Source organism: Thalassorhabdomicrobium marinisediminis (assembly GCF_003072065.1).
Classification (GTDB): Bacteria; Pseudomonadota; Alphaproteobacteria; order Rhodobacterales; family Rhodobacteraceae; genus Octadecabacter; species Octadecabacter marinisediminis.
In genome coordinates, this window is record NZ_QCYG01000007.1 from 1 (window position 1) to 16,455 (window position 16,455).

16 protein-coding genes are annotated in these 16,455 nt (G+C 63.1%); 5 read left to right on the forward strand and 11 right to left on the reverse strand.

Annotation, left to right across the window (positions count from 1 at the left end; genetic code table 11):
- Positions 1–167: 167 nt before the first annotated feature.
- The 7 genes from DC363_RS11335 to DC363_RS11365 form a co-directional block, all read right to left on the reverse strand.
- The gene (locus DC363_RS11335; protein ID WP_108641282.1) at positions 168–1,358 is read right to left on the reverse strand and encodes an ABC transporter substrate-binding protein; all 1,191 of its coding nucleotides are present in this window, start codon (positions 1,356–1,358) and stop codon (positions 168–170) included.
- On the reverse strand, positions 1,355–2,455 hold the full coding sequence (locus tag DC363_RS11340) for a branched-chain amino acid ABC transporter permease (protein WP_108641283.1): 1,101 nt from the start codon (positions 2,453–2,455) through the stop codon (positions 1,355–1,357). Before DC363_RS11340 ends, DC363_RS11335 begins: the two co-directional genes overlap by 4 nt.
- A gap of 1 nt (position 2,456) precedes the next feature.
- Complete coding sequence (locus DC363_RS11345; protein WP_108641284.1) at positions 2,457–3,404, reverse strand: branched-chain amino acid ABC transporter permease; 948 nt, start codon at positions 3,402–3,404, stop codon at positions 2,457–2,459.
- A 1-nt stretch (position 3,405) separates the two neighbouring features.
- Positions 3,406–4,134, reverse strand: a complete 729-nt coding sequence (locus DC363_RS11350) for an ABC transporter ATP-binding protein (RefSeq protein WP_108641285.1) — start codon at positions 4,132–4,134, stop codon at positions 3,406–3,408.
- Positions 4,131–4,910: an ABC transporter ATP-binding protein gene (locus DC363_RS11355; protein ID WP_108641286.1), complete on the reverse strand. Its 780-nt coding sequence runs from the start codon at positions 4,908–4,910 to the stop codon at positions 4,131–4,133. The genes DC363_RS11350 and DC363_RS11355 overlap by 4 nt, the downstream gene beginning before the upstream one ends.
- 262 nt (positions 4,911–5,172) lie before the next feature.
- Positions 5,173–6,468: an NAD(P)/FAD-dependent oxidoreductase gene (locus DC363_RS11360; RefSeq protein WP_108641287.1), complete on the reverse strand. Its 1,296-nt coding sequence runs from the start codon at positions 6,466–6,468 to the stop codon at positions 5,173–5,175.
- Positions 6,468–7,865, reverse strand: a complete 1,398-nt coding sequence (locus DC363_RS11365) for an aspartate aminotransferase family protein (RefSeq protein ID WP_108641288.1) — start codon at positions 7,863–7,865, stop codon at positions 6,468–6,470. Before DC363_RS11365 ends, DC363_RS11360 begins: the two co-directional genes overlap by 1 nt.
- A 227-nt stretch (positions 7,866–8,092) precedes the next feature.
- On the opposite strand from DC363_RS11365, the gene DC363_RS11370 reads away from it, so the two are divergent.
- The 4 genes from DC363_RS11370 to DC363_RS11390 are packed head-to-tail and all read left to right on the forward strand — an operon-like array spanning position 8,093 to position 12,300.
- The gene (locus tag DC363_RS11370) at positions 8,093–9,181 is read left to right on the forward strand and encodes a polyamine ABC transporter substrate-binding protein (protein ID WP_108641289.1); all 1,089 of its coding nucleotides are present in this window, start codon (positions 8,093–8,095) and stop codon (positions 9,179–9,181) included.
- 52 nt (positions 9,182–9,233) lie between these two features.
- Complete coding sequence (locus DC363_RS11375) at positions 9,234–10,385, forward strand: ABC transporter ATP-binding protein (protein WP_422396409.1); 1,152 nt, start codon at positions 9,234–9,236, stop codon at positions 10,383–10,385.
- Positions 10,382–11,488, forward strand: a complete 1,107-nt coding sequence (locus DC363_RS17165) for an ABC transporter permease subunit (protein ID WP_241962982.1) — start codon at positions 10,382–10,384, stop codon at positions 11,486–11,488. Before DC363_RS11375 ends, DC363_RS17165 begins: the two co-directional genes overlap by 4 nt.
- Positions 11,485–12,300, forward strand: a complete 816-nt coding sequence (locus DC363_RS11390; protein ID WP_108641291.1) for an ABC transporter permease — start codon at positions 11,485–11,487, stop codon at positions 12,298–12,300. Before DC363_RS17165 ends, DC363_RS11390 begins: the two co-directional genes overlap by 4 nt.
- Here DC363_RS11390 and DC363_RS11395 read toward each other — a convergent pair.
- The 4 genes from DC363_RS11395 to DC363_RS11410 are packed head-to-tail and all read right to left on the reverse strand — an operon-like array spanning position 12,297 to position 15,528.
- Entirely contained in the window at positions 12,297–13,478 is a 1,182-nt protein-coding gene (locus DC363_RS11395) for a trans-sulfuration enzyme family protein (RefSeq protein ID WP_108641292.1), read from the reverse strand. The genes DC363_RS11390 and DC363_RS11395 overlap by 4 nt on opposite strands.
- A gap of 9 nt (positions 13,479–13,487) precedes the next feature.
- On the reverse strand, positions 13,488–14,003 hold the full coding sequence (locus tag DC363_RS11400; protein ID WP_108641293.1) for a gamma carbonic anhydrase family protein: 516 nt from the start codon (positions 14,001–14,003) through the stop codon (positions 13,488–13,490).
- A complete protein-coding gene (gmk, locus tag DC363_RS11405) occupies positions 14,003–14,641 on the reverse strand; it encodes a guanylate kinase (RefSeq protein WP_108641294.1) in 639 nt (212 codons plus the stop codon). Before gmk ends, DC363_RS11400 begins: the two co-directional genes overlap by 1 nt.
- Positions 14,642–14,643: 2 nt before the next feature.
- Positions 14,644–15,528: a YicC/YloC family endoribonuclease gene (locus tag DC363_RS11410; RefSeq protein WP_241962983.1), complete on the reverse strand. Its 885-nt coding sequence runs from the start codon at positions 15,526–15,528 to the stop codon at positions 14,644–14,646.
- Positions 15,529–15,803: 275 nt separating this feature from the next.
- Here DC363_RS11410 and DC363_RS11415 point away from each other — a divergent pair, with 275 nt between their 5' ends.
- A complete protein-coding gene (locus DC363_RS11415; RefSeq protein WP_241962984.1) occupies positions 15,804–16,454 on the forward strand; it encodes a PAS domain-containing protein in 651 nt (216 codons plus the stop codon).
- Position 16,455 lies beyond the last annotated feature (1 nt).

Sequence of the window (16,455 nt, forward strand, 5' to 3'; positions counted from 1 at the left end):
AAAGCAACCTGATGGAAATACAGAACCGGTTGGAGTAAAGCGACATATCAGGAACTGCACTTCAGCGTGAGTTCACAGATGGGGCCTGCTCATCTCACACTCCCCCGGGTCACGAAAAACGCCGGACCCTTTCGCGTCCGACGTCTCCCACTTGGTATCGCCGCCGATTACTTGATCAGCTCGGCCTGCCATGCGCCGTCCACGACGACGGACTTCGAGAAGTTGCCGGCCACGTCGCCGTTCTCGTCAAAGTCCTGCGTGCCAGCGCCGCCTTCGTAGTTCACCTCACCGCCCTCGGCGAGGATCGCTTTCGCTTTCTCCCATTCGCCCGGCAGGATCACCTCACCCGGTGCCGAGGCCACGGCCCGCAGATGTTCCGCCAGACCTTCACGCTCGTCTGAGCCCGCAGCCTCAATCGCCAGCGCCATCAGGAAAGTCGCGTCATAGGCGTTCGGCACGAAAGGATCGCCGGCGGGAATGCCCGCCTCATCGGCTAGCGCCTTCCAGGTGGCGAAGGCATCGGTGCTGTCGTCCGACGCTGCGGTCGTGAACATCGCGTTGGCAAGGTTCTCGGCCCCAAGCTGGTCGATCAGCTCTTCCGAGAGCATCCCGTCCGCGCCGATGAAGTTGCTGAAGGCACCGGTTTCCAGCGCGTTGCGCATCAGCGTGACACCACCCGAGCCGTAGTAGCTGAACAGCGCCAGGTTGTCGGAGGTGGCGCCGATGGTGGCCACTTCCGACCGGTAAGACGCCTTGTTGGGCTCATGGGCCTCATTGGCGGTCACGGTGCCGCCCATGCCTTCGTAAGCTTCCACGAAGACTTCAGCGATGGCTGCGTTGTAGTCGTCGTTGGCATAGGACACGGCGATGTTGTCGTACCCGTTGGCCATGGCAAGCTCGGCCAGCGCAACCCCCTGATAGGCATCGGACGCGGTGGTGCGGAACACCAGATCGGTGCCGTCTTCCATGTTGGTCAGCGCCGGTGACGAGGCCGAGACCGCCAGAGTGACAACGCCCGCGGGGATCGACACCGATTCCGCCTGCGCGATGGCCGAACCCGAACAGACCGGCCCGACGATGGCGGTGACGTTGTTGACGTTGATCAGCTTGGTCACAGCATCGACCGCAGCGGTCGGATCACAGGCGGAGTCTGCGCGGATCACGTTGAACGTCTGACCGTCGGCGAACATGCCGCCTTGTTCGTTGATGTGCTTGGCGGCAAGGTCAACGGCCTCGGCGATGGGCGCGTTGAGGTCCGGAATCGGTCCGGTCATCGCCATCGGGTTGCCGATGTTCACGTCGGCCAGCGCCGTGGTCGCCAGCAGCGCCGCGGTGGTTGCCAATACTGTTGTTTTCATTTCGTCTCTCCCGTTATGCCCGCGTCTTGTTTTACAGCCTTCGGTGAAGCGGGTCTCACCTCAGGAAGGATTCCTCCCGGATAGCGTTGCAGGATCACTTGCATCAGGATGCCGATCAGCATCATCCGTAAGAACCCGGCCCGGGTGGCGAGGATTGCCGGATCCAGCGTTGTGAACACCGCATCGACAAGATCGATCGCCCCCGCAATCAGAAGTTCAGAAGCCGACCAGATTGTCCAGATTAGGAATGCACCGACAATCGCGCCACGGTTGTTGCCCGAGCCGCCGGCGATCAGCATGACCCAGACAAGGAAGGTCACTTTCGACGGATCGAAGGTGTTCGTGGGCTCGATCAGCCGCAGGTGCTGGGCGAACAGCGCGCCCCCCAACCCCATGATCGCGGCCCCGATGATGAAGGCCTCGATCCGGCGGCGGGTCACGTCCTTGCCGGCGGCACGCGATGCGGGCTCATTCTCGCGGATGGCGGTCATCATACGGCCCCAGGGCGACAGGCGTGCGCGCTCGAGCATTCGGTAGATCACATACATCACCAGCAGAACCGTGCCCGCGAAGAGCGGCTGCCAATACCAGTTCGGCAGGCTGTCAAAGAACGCCTCCCACCCTTCGGGGGTGTTGAACCATGACATGGGCCATGAGGTGTAGAAGCGTTCCTCGCTGAAATGCTCCCAGGCGCGGGGAATCTTGTTGATGCCGCGCGGCCCGTTGGTGACCTCGGTCTCGTTCTTCAGGATCAGCTTGATGATCTCGGCGATGCCAATGGTCGCAATGGCCAGATAGTCCGAGCGCAGCCGGATACAGATCGCGCCGATCAGACCGGCGATCACGGCCGAAGCCACCATGGCCGCGAACATCCCCACCGGCAGCGGCAGACCCAGCCCGCCATAATGGAAGGTCGATTCCGCCGTGGTCAGCAGCGCGTAGGTATAGGCCCCCACCGCGACGAAGCCGACGATGCCCGCGTTGAACAGGCCGGCGAAGCCCCATTGCACGTTCAGCCCAAGCGCGAAGATCGCATAGATGCCCCCCACGGTGAGCAGCGACAGGAAATAAAGCAGAAAGCCGATATATTCGCCCATCTCAGAAGGCCCTCCCTTTGAACAGACCCTGCGGGCGCACGATCAGCATCACCACCATGATCGCAAAGGCGACGCCCGTCTTGTAGCCCGGTGACAACAGCGGCGCGGTGCCGATCCACGGATAGGCGCTCAGCTCTTCGGCCAATCCGATCACCAACCCGCCGAAGACCGCCCCATAGGGCTTGCCGATCCCGCCAAGGATGGCGGCGGCGAACATGGGCAGCAGCATCCGGAAGCCCATCGTCGTCTCGAGCGTTTGCGTGTCCATCACCAGAAACACCCCGGCGGCGGTGGCGCAGATGCCGCCGACGATCCATGTGGCCTTGATGACGGTTTCCACGTTGATGCCGGTCACATGAGCAAGGTCGGGGCTGTCCGAGACCGCGCGCATGGCCTTGCCGGTGCGCGTCTTGTTGAGCAGATAGCTCAGCGCGATGACGATCACGATGGTGCCCGCAAAAATCCACAGGTGCTTGTTGGGCATGATGATCATTGCGCCCATATCGCCCGTGACATCCCGCAACCATGCGTTGGGCTGCGAGATACCGCGCACGAAAGCAATCTGGTTCGGCCCCCAGATGACCTGCACCGCGGACCGGATGATGAGCATCACCCCGAAGGACGCAATGACGATCTTGATCGTCTCGGCCTTGCGGAACGGTTTATAGAACCAGCGGTCGCAGAGCAGGAACAACCCGACCACGAAGATACAGGCAAAGGGCAGCGCCACCAGCGGATGCAACACGATACCCGCCGCCCCCAGCAGCGTCATGATCGTCCAGGTGATATAGGCACCCGACATCATGATCTCGCCATGGGCGAAATTGGCGAACCGCAGGATGCCGAAGGTCAGCGTGATGCCGATGGCCCCCAGCGCATAGATGCAGCCCAGCACAAGGCCCGGGATCAGGTAGAAGTTGACGAATTCAAACAGATAAGCGTCCCACATGTCAGTGCCCCCCGCCCAAGAACATGCGCGCGATTTCAGGGTCGTTCGCAAGCCCCTCTCCGGTGCCGGTATGACGGTTCGCGCCGTCGACAAGGACGTAGCCGCGATCCGAGACGCCAAGCGCCTGTTTGGCGTTTTGTTCAACGATCAGAATGGGAACGCCGGTGTGCTTGATCTTCTGGATGGTGCTGAAAATCTCGCCACGATACTTCGGCGACAGGCCCGCCGTGGGTTCGTCCAGCAACAGAATTTTCGCATCCACCATCAGCGCCTTGGCCATCGCCACCATCTGCCGCTGCCCGCCCGAAAGCGAGCCCGCCGCCTGATGCCGCTTCTCGGCCAGATCGGGAAACAGGTCATACATCTCGGCGATGCGCGCCTCGACGCCGCGGGGCCGGGTCCATGCCCCCATCTCGAGGTTTTCCTGCACGCTGAGGTTCACGAAAACGTTGTTGGTCTGCGGCACGTATGAAATGCCCTTCTCGATGACCTTCTGCGCTGGCGTGTCGGTGATCTCCTCACCGTTCAGCACGACCGAGCCTTCGCGGATGTTGAGCAGCCCCAGCACCGATTTCATCGCCGTGGATTTGCCCGCGCCGTTGGGACCGATCACGGCGACAATCTCGTTGGGGTTCACGTGCAGCGACAAATCATGCAGGATCTCGGTCTGGCCGTAGCCCGCCTTGAGGTTGTTCAGCGACAGGACCGCGCCGGTCTGTGCGTCGGTCATGCGACCTCTCCGCCGAAATAGGCGTCGATCACGCGCTCGTCGTTTTGCACTTCGTTCATGGTGCCTTCCATCAATACGCGCCCTTCAGCAAGCACCACGACCTTGCCGCACAGCCGTGCGATCATGTCCATATCGTGTTCGATGATGCAGAAGGTATAGCCGCGTTCTTCGTTCAATTGTTCAATCATTTCAGCGACTTTGCGCATCAAAGTGGGGTTGACCCCTGCCCCCGGTTCGTCCAGCAGAACGACCTTGCTGTCGTTCATCATGGTGCGCCCGATTTCGAGCAGTTTCTTCTGCCCGCCAGAGAGGTTCCCGGCCAAGACCTCGCCCACATGGGTCAGGCCCAGAAACTCCAACGTGTCGCGGGCCAACTCAATCACCTCGGCGTCGCGCTGGCGCACGCGGGCGGGTGCGAACCACGTGGCCCAGATGCTCTCTCCGGTCTGGTCCGGCGCCGCCACCATCAGGTTCTCGAGCGCGGTCATGCGGGCGTATTCGTGGCTCAGCTGGAACGTGCGCATCAGCCCCTTGTGATACAGCACATCCGTGCGCTGGCCGGTGATATCCTCACCCAGCAGCGTGATCGTCCCGCTCGACGGCGGCAGCTCACCTGCGATCATATTGAATGTGGTGGTCTTGCCTGCGCCGTTGGGGCCGATCAGCCCGACAATCGCGCCGGCCTCGACCTCGAAATCGACGCCGCGCACCGCGTGCAGGCCGCCGAAATGCTTGGCCAGCCCAGACACGCTGAGCACAACTTCCCTAGATGACATGCGCACCCTCTCCCCAAAGTGGCGTGTTGGCTTTTGAAAATCGGCGCGGGTGCTCTCTCACCCCTGCCCTGTCCCCCCAAAGCGTTTCGGTTTTGCTACCCGAGCGGTCTTCCCTTGTCCACGGTCAATTGCGGTGATTTGGCCTGCGTTTCGTAGGGTTATCATGCAAATGACGTCTTTCGCGCCCGATCATCCGCCGCGAATACACGCATCGGTTTAGCGCAGGTTCCGGCCGCCCGTTCGCGGTGCGCAGCACTCGGTGTCACAGCTTGTCCCGCAGGGCATACCACGCCATCGCCAACGCCAGAAGCGGGCTGCGCAGGGCGCGGCCTCCGGGGAACCGGGGACTGGGCACGTTTGCGAAGATGTCGAACTTGTCCGCCTGTCCGGCGACCGTTTCGGCCGCAAGCTTGCCCCCCAGCGTCGCCATCGCGACCCCGTGGCCGGAATAACCCGACACGCTCAGCACCCGGTCGCTCACCCGCGCGAAATGCGGCATCCGGTTCATGGTGATCCCCAAGGTGCCACCCCAGGCGTAGTCGATCGGCGTGTCCTTGAGCTGGGGAAAGATCTCAAGCATCGGTTTGCGCACCGTGGCGGCGATGTCGCGCGGGAAGCGGTAGCCGTAGCTCTCTCCACCGCCGAAGAGCATGCGGTTGTCGTCCGACAGGCGGAAATAGTTGATGACGAACTTGCTGTCGGCAACCGCGTGATTGTCGCGGATCAGCTCCCGCGCCAGCCGGTCGGGCAGCGGTTGCGTGGCGGCGATGAAATTGTTGATCGGCATGACCCGGCGGGCCACATCGTCATTGAGCGCACCAAGATAGCCATTGCAGCCAAGGATCACATATTTGGCCTTGATTTCAGCCTCTCGCGTGGTGACTTTCGCGTCGTCGCTCACGCCGGTGACGGTGCTGCGCTCATGAATTCGCACGCCCCCGTCCTGCGCCGCCCGCGCCAGCCCCAGCGCATAGCGCAAGGGGTGCAGATGCCCGCCCCCCATGTCGAGCGTACCACCGTAGTAGGCGCGCGACCCCACGAGCGAGCGCATCTCGTCCTTGCCCACCGCGCGGATCTTGTCATAGCCGTAGTCGCTTTGCAGTGTCTCGGCGTAGGCATGGCTGTGAGGCACGAACCGGGCCTTGTGGTCGGCCTCGATGATGCCATCGGCCCAGCCGCAGTCGATCCCGTGATCCGCGATCAGGCTGCGCACGAGGTCGACAGACTCCAGCGACAAATCCCAGAGCGCGCGGGCCTGGTCGCGGGGGACCATGCCCTCAAGCGTGTCCTGCCCCACGCGCTGGCCAACGCTCACCTGCCCGCCGTTGCGCCCCGAGGCGCCGAACCCCACCCGCTGCGCGTCCAGCAGCACCACATCGAAGCCCGCTTGCCGCGCATGCAGTGCCGCCGAGAGGCCCGAATAGCCGCCCCCCACGACGCAGACGTCGCAAGACAGGGCTCCCTTGGCCTGGGGGAACGGCTCCAGCGGTGTGGCGGTGGCGGCGTAGTAGCTGGGCGGATAGGTGCCCGGTGCGTCGTTCGGGGTCAGAAGATCCATCAGCCGACCTTATAAAGCCCTTCGGCGCGGATCAAATCATAGGTCTCGTCCAGCGATGTGACGGCGCGCTCGATCAGGGTGTCGATCTCGTCCTTCGTGATCACCAGCGGCGGCGCGATGATCATGCGGTCGCCCACATGGCGCATCACCAGCCCGTTGGCGAAACAGCGCGTGCGGCAGTGCAGCCCAACGGTGCCGGCCTCGGCGGCAAAGGCGGCGCGGCTGTCCTTGTGCGGGGTCAGCGCGATGGAGCCCATCATGCCGACGATCTTCGCCTCACCCACCAGCGGATGGTCGGTCAGTCCCTGCCATTTCTCGGCCAGATAGGGCGCGGTCTCGGCGGCGACACGGTCGATGATCTTTTCCTCTTCCAGAATGCGCAGGTTTTCCAGCGCCACGGCACAGGCCACGGGGTGGCCGGAATAGGTGTAGCCGTGGTTGAAATCACCCGCGCCGTTGACGACCTCGGCCACCTCGTCACAGACCAGCGAGCCACCGATGGGCGCATAGCCCGAGGACAGACCCTTGGCGATGGTCATGATATGCGGGCGGATGTCGTAGTGCTGCGATCCGAACCAATGGCCCGTGCGCCCGAAGCCGCAGATCACCTCATCGGCGATCAACAGGATGCCGTGTTCGTCGCAGATGCGCTGGATCTCGGGCCAATAGCTGTCCGGCGGGACGATCACGCCGCCCGCGCCCTGAACCGGCTCGGCGATGAAGGCGGCGACGCGGTGGGCGCCCAGCTCCTCGATGGCTTTCTCAAGCTGGCGGGCGCGTTCCAGACCGAAGTCATGGGGGCTCATGTCGCCGCCCTCGGACCACCAGTCGGGCTGGTCGATGTGGTGGATGCCGGGGATCACCGGCACACCCTGAGTCTGCATGCCGGACATGCCGCCCAGAGAGCCGCCGCCCAGCGTCGAGCCGTGATAGGCGTTCTTGCGGCTGATGATGATATTGCGCTCGGGCTGGCCCTTTTGCATCCAGTAGTGCCGCACAAGGCGGATGTTGGTGTCGTTCGCCTCGGACCCGCCGCCCGCGTAGAACACGTGGTTGAGGTCCCGCGGCGCAAGCTCGGCCAGTTTCGACGCAAGGGCAATCGCCGGCACATGGGTCGTCTGGAAGAAGGTGTTGTAGTAGGGCAGCTCCATCATCTGGCGCGACGCCGCCTCGGCCAGTTCGCGGCGGCCGTAGCCGATGTTCACGCACCACAGGCCTGACATCGCATCAAGGATCTTGTGCCCGTTGCTGTCGGTCAGCGTGACCCCGTCGGCGCCGGTGATCACCCGTGCGCCGGTTTTCGCAAGGTCCGCCCCGTCGGTGAACGGGTGCATATGGTGGGCCGCGTCAAGCCGCTGCAATTCGTCGGTCGGCATGTGGTTGGTGATGACGTTCATGGTGTTTTATCCTGTTTCTTCGGGGCGCCCCGCGCAGTCCTGCGGCTCGCATTTGACAGGCAAAGCGGTCCGACTAGATCGAATCCTGCGCGGGCTTTTCACAAGTCTATCACGTTTCAAATAAGGGTGTCACATTTTTTGAGAACCGATATTGCATGTTGAGAAACATGGTTTCATAGTAACATGTGGATCGGGGCCAACCCGACATACCAACAACGGGGATTATCATGACGACAACAAAACTGTTTGCCGGCATTGCCACGGTTGCCCTTCTGGCCGGTGCTGCATCTGCCGAAGAGGTGCGGGTCTACAACTGGTCCGATTACATCGACGAAGAGCTTCTGGCCAAGTTCGAGGAAGAGACCGGCATAGACCTGATTTACGACGTTTTCGACAGCAACGAAGTGCTGGAAACCAAGCTTCTGTCCGGCGGTTCGGGCTATGACGTGGTGGTGCCCACGGCCTCGTTCCTGCAGCGCCAGATCACCGCAGGCGCGTTCCAGCCGCTCGACAAATCCAAGCTGAGCAACATCGACAACCTGTGGGATGTGATCTCTGAGCGGACCGCGCAATACGATCCCGACAACACCTATTCGATCAACTACATGTGGGGCACCACGGGGCTGGGTGTGAACGTCAACAAGGTGGAAGAGGCTTTGGGCGAGGATGCGCCGATCGACAGTCTGGCACTGATCTTCGACCCCGCGAACATGGAAAAGCTCGCTGAATGTGGCGTGCATCTGCTGGACGCACCCGCCGAGATGATCCCCGCCGCGCTGGCCTATCTGGGTGAAGATCCCGACAGCCACGACCCGGACGTGATCGCCAAGACCGAAGCCGTGTTCGAGGGGATCCGCCCCTACGTGCAGAAGTTCCATTCGTCCGAATACATCAACGCGCTTGCCAACGGCGATATCTGCGTGGCCTTCGGCTGGTCCGGCGATATTCTGCAGGCCCGCGACCGCGCCGATGAGGCCGGCAACGACGTCGAGATCGTCTATAACGCGCCGACCGAAGGGGCGCTGATGTGGTTCGACCAGCTGGCCATCCCCGCGGATGCGCCCAACCCGGACGGCGCGCACAAGTTCATCAACTTCCTGCTGGACGCCGAGAACATGGCCACAGCTTCGAACTATGTCTATTACGCCAATGGCAACGAAGCCTCGCAGGAGTTTCTGGTTGAGGATGTGATCGGTGACACGGCGATCTACCCAGATGAGGCGACGCTCGAGAACCTCTATACCACGCGGCCCTTCGATGCGCGCACCCAGCGGGTGGTGACCCGTCTGTGGACGACCGTGAAATCCGGCCAGTAAGCCGGCCCTGCCCCGTGCCATCCCGGCGCGGGGCTTTACCAATACAGGACCAATGATGGCGCATCCAAGACCCGAGGTCGCGTTCGCCCCCTGGGACGATCCCGAGGCCAAGCCGCTGATCCAATTCAAGAATGTCACCAAACGTTTCGGTGACTTCACGGCCATCGAAGACCTGACACTCGACATTTATGCCAAGGAATTCTTCGCTCTGCTCGGCCCGTCCGGCTGCGGCAAGACGACCCTGATGCGCATGTTGGGCGGGTTCGAGACCCCAAGCGAGGGGACGATCCTGCTTGATGGCGTCGATATCGGACCGGTGCCGCCGAACGAGCGGCCGGTGAACATGATGTTCCAGTCCTATGCGCTGTTCCCGCACCTGAGCGTCTGGGACAACATCGCCTTCGGGCTGAAACGCTCCGCCATGCCGAAAGACCAGATTGGTGATCGGGTGGAAAAGATGCTCAAGCTGACGCAGCTGGGCAAGTTCGCCAAACGCAAGCCGCACCAGATTTCCGGCGGGCAGCGTCAGCGCGTGGCCTTGGCGCGGGCGCTGGCCAAGGCGCCGAAACTGCTGTTGCTTGACGAACCTTTGGGTGCGCTCGACAAGAAGCTGCGCCACGAAACCCAGTTCGAGCTGATGGACATTCAGGAAACCACAGGCACCACTTTCGTGATCGTCACCCACGATCAAGAAGAGGCGATGACCGTCGCCAGCCGCGTCGCGGTGATGACCGAAGGCAAGTTGGCACAGGTGGCCACGCCAGACCAGATCTACGAAGCGCCCAATTCGACCTATGTGGCGGATTTCATTGGCGATGTGAACATCATCGAAGGCACCGTAGAAGTCCCTGAAAAGGGCGCGGCCGACACGGCCGTGACGATCCGCTGGGCCAACCACAAGGCTCCGATCAACGCCTATTCCGACCGCCATTTGCCCGCCGCCAGCTCGGTGCATTTCGCCATCCGGCCCGAGAAGGTTGCGATCTCCTCCGAGGCGCCCGAGGCGGCCAATGTTGTTGAGGGCAAGATCCTCGACATCGCCTATCTCGGCAACATCTCGACCTATCACGTTGAGGTGGCCCCCGGCATGGTGATCAAGGCGCAGGCCACGAACAACCGCCGGATTTCGCGGCGCAACCTGACGTGGGAGGATCACGTCTACCTGAGCTGGACCGACACCGCCGGTGTCGTGTTGACCGAATGAACTGGCGCGGTCGCCTTCTGATCCTGCTGCCCTATACGTGGCTGCTGCTGTTCTTTCTGGTGCCCTTCGGCATCGTCCTGAAAATCTCGTTGTCGGACATCGCGCTGGCGATTCCGCCCTACACGCCGACGATGAAGGACGGGCTTTGGACAATGTTGTCCGGGCTGGACCTTGAGAACTACGCCTTCATCGGCGCGGGCGCGGTTTTCGCGGCCTTTCTGGGGGTCGCCGCGCTGGCGCTGCTGTTCCGCGTGGTGTTTCCGCGCGTGCGGCGGGCCATGTCGTTTGACGCCCGGCACGGGTTGTTCGACAGCGTGGCCGCCGCCCTCATCGCGCTGGCCGTGGCGCTGGTCAACGTGGCGCTGGTGGCGGCGGTGCTTAGCGTGCTCTTTCCGGCGCTGTCGGGCTTCATCGACATTCCCGATTTCCTGTACTTCGCGGCCTATCTCTCCTCGCTCAAGATCGCGGTGATCTCAACCTTTCTGACGCTGCTGATCGGCTATCCCATCGCCTATGGCATGGCGCGCGCGGCGGCCCATTGGCGCCCGACCCTGTTGATGCTGGTGATCCTGCCGTTCTGGACCTCGTTCCTGATCCGCGTCTATGCGTGGATGGGCATTCTGAGCACCGAAGGCTACCTGAACCAACTGCTGTTGCAGATCGGCGTGATTTCCGAGCCGCTGACGATCCTGAACACCAACATCGCGGTCTATATCGGCATCGTTTACACCTATCTGCCGTTCATGGTGCTGCCGATCTATGCCTCGCTCGAGAAGATGGACGACAGCCTTGTGGAAGCCGCAGAAGACCTAGGCTGCACCGCCCTCTCCGCCTTCTGGCTGGTCACCGCGCCGCTGTCGAAACCCGGCGTCATCGCGGGCTGTTTTCTGGTCTTCATCCCGACGCTGGGCGAATTCGTGATCCCGTCGCTGCTCGGCGGCTCCAACACGGTGATGATCGGCAAGGTGCTCTGGGAAGAGTTCTTCAACAACCGCGATTGGCCCGTGGCCTCGGCCGTGGCGGTGATCCTGCTGTTGATCCTGATCGTGCCCATCGTGCTGTTCCAGCGCAACCAGCAGGCCCAGCGGGAGGTTGACGGATGAGACGTTTCACTTGGTTCAATGCCACGGCGCTGACCTTCGGTTTCGCCTTCCTGTATCTGCCGATGTTGATCCTGATCTCCTACAGCTTCAACGAATCGCGGCTGGTGACGGTCTGGGCGGGCTTTTCGACCAAATGGTATGGCGAGCTGTTGCAGAACGAACAGTTCCTGAAAGCGGCCTGGGTGACGCTCAAGGTGGCGTTCTGGTCCTCGACGCTGGCCACGGTGCTGGGCACGATGGCGGCCTATATCATGGTGCGCGCGGGGCGTTTCCGCGGGCGCGGCCTGTTTTCGGGGATGATCTATGCGCCGCTGGTGATGCCCGAAGTCATCACCGGCCTGTCGCTTCTGCTGTTCTTCATCGCCATCGGGCTGGACCGCGGCGTGCTGACAATCGTGCTGGCGCACACGACCTTTGCCATGTGCTACGTCAGCGTGGTCGTGACCTCGCGTTTGGTGAGCTTCGACCGCTCGCTCGAGGAAGCCGCCCTTGATCTGGGCTGCACGCCCTTCGATGCCTTCCGCAGCGTGACCCTGCCGATCATTCTGCCTGCGGTGATCTCCGGCTGGCTCTTGGCTTTCACCCTGTCGCTGGACGATCTGGTGATCGCTTCCTTCACATCCGGCCCTTCGTCCACGACCTTGCCGATCAAAATCTTCTCGGCCGTGCGGCTGGGCGTCACGCCCGAGATCAACGCCCTGTCGACGCTGATGATCGGGATCGTGACGGTCGGGGTGATTGCGGCCTCTCTGGTGTCCCGCGCGAGCACGATCAAGGCGCGCGCGGATGAACAGCGGGCGAACCAGACTTAAGGTTTCTGGCTTTCCGCGATGGCGTGGGTGAGTTCCCGGATCAACAGATCGGGGTCCTCAAGCCCCACCGAGACCCGGAAGAACCCTTCGGAAATGCCAAGCGCCGCCCGCGCCTCGGGCGTCAATGCCCGGTGCGAAGAGGATGCCGGATGGCTGAGCGTGGTGCCCACGTCGCCCAGTGTGGGCGCGAAGGGAAGGTCCGGCACCGCCCGTGTGAGCGCGTTGGCCGCCGCCCGTCCGCCCGCCACTTCGAACGACATCATATTGCCCGGCCGGTCCCCCAGCACGGACGTCACCCGGTTGTGGTCCGGGTGGTCCGGACGGCTGGGATGCAGGACCTGCAGCACTCCCTCTAGCCCCGACAAAGCCTCGGCCAACGCGCTGGCCGTCGCCTCGGCGCGGTCATAGCGCAGATCGAAAGACTGCAAGCCGCGCTCGGCCAGCCAGCAATCGAAGGGGCTCGGCGTCATCCCCCAAGAGGTATTGGCGACGTAGATTTGCTCCATCAATGCGGGATCCTTCGCCACCGCATAGCCCAACGTCGCATCGGAATGGCCGGCGAGCAGTTTGGTCACCGAATGGATGACGATATCCGCGCCGTGCTCGAACCGCCGATAGCCGCGCGGCGTCGTGAAGGTGTTGTCCACCATCAACAGAATGCCCCGCTCGGCGCAAAGCTTGGCGATCCCCTCCATATCGGCGATGCGGATCGTCGGGTTCGACACGACCTCGACCACGATCATCCGCGTCTCGCGCCGGATCGCGGCCTCGATCGCGCTTGCATCGGTCGGATCGGCCAGCGTGGTTTGCACCCCGAACTTGGGCAAATCCTCGGTCATTAGTCGCAGGGTGCGCCCGTAAAGCTGGTCCGCGCCGATCACGTGGTCGCCCGCTTTCAGCACACCCAGAAACACCGCCCCGACGGCGGACATGCCCGAGCCGGTGATGATCCCGCCGTCCACACCCTCAAGCGCGTCGATCTTCTGGGCCAGAACGGTCGCGTTCGGATGGCCTTCACGGGCATAGGTGAAGCCGGTGCCGCCTTCGTATTGCGCATCAAGCGCGTCCGGATCGGGCGAGGCATAGACCACCGAAGGCTGCAGCGGCGTTACTACCGGGCGCGAGGTGGACGTGGGCCAGTCCGGCCGGCGTGTGAGGGACGTTCTGTGATCGGTCATCAAAGGCTTTCAAAGGGGGGCAAGGCCCTTGCGGAACCGTGCGGCGTTGTTCTGATAATTCTCGGCCGAGGTGGCCAAGGCTTTGGTGGCGGCGTCGTCAAGCTCGCGCACGACCTTGCTGATGCCCACCACCAGCGAGCGGTCAGCGATCTCCTTGCCCTCGGTCACCAGCGCCCCTGCCCCGATCAGACAGCTTTGGCCCACGCGCGCGCCGTTCAACACGGTCGCGTTCATCCCGATCAACGTCGTGTCACCGATGGTGCAGCCGTGCAGCATGGCCTTGTGTCCCACGGTGCAATTTTTCCCGATGGTCAGCCGATAGCCCATGTCCGTGTGCAGCACGCAGTTTTCCTGCACGTTGCTGCCCGCGCCCACGGTGATCGTCTCGTTATCGCCCCGAATAGTGGTGCCGAACCAGATCGACGCCCCGGCCTCGATCACCACCTTGCCGATGATATGGCACCCCGGCGCGATCCAGGCGTCCGGATGGACCTGCGGCGCGTGGCCATCGAGTTCATAGAGCATCAGGCATCTCCTTCGTATTCGGTTTGCAGATCGCGCACGAAATCGTTCAGGCTGTGCTGGCGTTCCCGGCGCAGGCGTTCCGCCGTCAGGATCGCCTTGAGGTTTTCCGCGCAGGCGTCGGCGTCGTCGTTCACCAGCACATAGTCATATTCCGCCCAATGGCTGACTTCATCAAGGGATTTGGCCATCCGGTTGGCGATCACCTCATCGCTGTCCTGCCCGCGTGAGCGCAGGCGGTGCTCGAGCACGGCCATGCTGGGCGGCAGAAGGAAGATCGACACCACGTCATTGCCCAGCGAGGAGTTGCGGATCTGCTGGCCGCCCTGCCAATCGATGTCAAAGAGCGTATCAAGCCCCGCGCCCATCGCCTCTTTCACCGGCGCCTTGGGCGAGCCGTAGAGGTTGTCGAAAACCGTGGCATGTTCCAGCATTTCCCCGTTCTCGACCAGATCGGTGAAAGCCTCACGGGTGACGAAATGGTAATCCACGCCGTCAACCTCGCCCACGCGCGCAGGCCGCGTGGTGGCCGAGACCGAAAAGCGGATCGACGGGTCCCACTCCCGCAAAAGTTTGGAATGAAAGGACTTTCCCGCACCAGAGGGGGAAGACAGGATGATAAGAAGGCCGCGCCGCTTCATGGCTACTCCACGTTTTGAACTTGTTCGCGCATCTGGTCGATGACAGCTTTGAGCGCCAGACCAACCCCGGTGAGGTCGACATCCTGCGCCTTGGAACACAGGGTATTCGCCTCGCGGTTAAATTCCTGTGTCAGAAAATCGAGTTTGCGGCCGCACGGCCCGCCGTTGGCCAACAGCTCCCGCGCGGCCTGCACATGGGCGCGCAGGCGGTCAATCTCTTCGGTGATGTCGGATTTCACGGCGATCAGGGCAAGTTCCTGCGCGACGCGGTCCGGATCGACGCCGGTGGCATCTTCCATGACCCGCGCCAGCGCCGCGGTCATCTGAGCCTTCACCGCATCGGGCCGCGCCCGGGCCATGTCGGCGGCGCGGACCGTGAGCGCTTCGATCTCGTTCACCTGTTGCGTCAGCACCGCGTGAAGGCGCTGGCCCTCACCTTCGCGCATAGTCAGAAGCGCGGTAAGCGCCGTTTGAAAATCGGCAAACAGCGGTTCGGCCAGATCGGCGCTCTCTGCCTGGGTCGCGATCAGGACGCCCCGTTGCGCCAGAACGTCGGCGGCGGTGGGCTGGCCCAGCGTCACCCCCTTGTCGAAGGCCCGTTCCTGCACCGCGTCCAACGCGTCCAGCACCGCATCGAGCCGCGCGGGATCGACCGCCAGCGCACCCTCGCCCGCATCCCGCGTCAGGCGGAGCCCGATGCTGACGTTGCCCCGGGTGATCCGGGCGTTCACCGCTTCTCGCACCCGCGCCTCAAGCCCGTCGATGTCCTCGGGCAGACGCAGCTTCACATCCCGGCCGCGCCCGTTGACGCTGCGCAACTCCCAGACCCAGGTCGCGCGCTCGGCGGCTCCCTGCGCGGTGGCGAAGGCGGTCATGGATCGGATCACGGGCAACTCCGGTAGTGGCGATGTGCCTGCACCTAAAGGCAAACCTTGCCACGGGGCAAGGGCCGCCCCCCGTTTGCGCGGGCAAAATCCACCCCCACAGGGGGCCGCGTTAACCCGTTAAGACTTTGTTTAGAGTATTCTGCAGCAAGCTGTGGCACATTCGGATGACATTGCGACAAATTTTAAGCGTCAAGGCGGGCTTCTTTTCCGTGACCATTGCAGACATGCCCCCGATCCGCCGCCCCCGGCACCAACCCGAACCGCAGGACGTTCTGATGACCAACCCGACGGCCCCCCGTGATCTTGAACGCTATTGGGCCAGCCTGCCACGCCTGCGCGGCGTGCCTTTGCGCCGTGACCTTGATCCGGCCGCGATGGAGGGGTTGCTTGAGGATTGCTTCATCCTGGAACGGGTGGCCCCCGGTGTTGCGCGGTTCCGGGTCGCGGGGCGCAACCTGCACCGGCTGCTGGGGGTCGAGCCCCGGGGCCTGCCGCTCACCGCTGCCTTCCTGCCCGAGGCGCGCGCGGCGATGGCACAGCATCTGGACGCGGCCTTTACGACGCCCGGCCTTGTCGAGCTGTCCCTTGATGGGCCGCGCGCGGTGGCGCAGCCGCGACTGAGTGGCAAAATTCTTCTGCTGCCCCTGCGCGACGATCACGGTCAGATCAGCCGCCTTCTGGGGCTTCTGGTGATGAGCGGCCGACGCGGGTTGGGCGGGCGGCGCTTCACGATTTCGCAGACTGAACACGCGCGGTTTGAGCCGATCCCGGGGCTGCACCCTGTTTCCACGCCGGAAACGGGCCTCAAGGATGGGTTGACGGGTCCGTCACATCAAACAATCGCGCACCGCAGCCCTGCGCGGGCGGCAGACAGCAACAAGGCGGAGGACCGACCAGCCCTCCGCCTTGTTGTTTCCAATTCCTAGA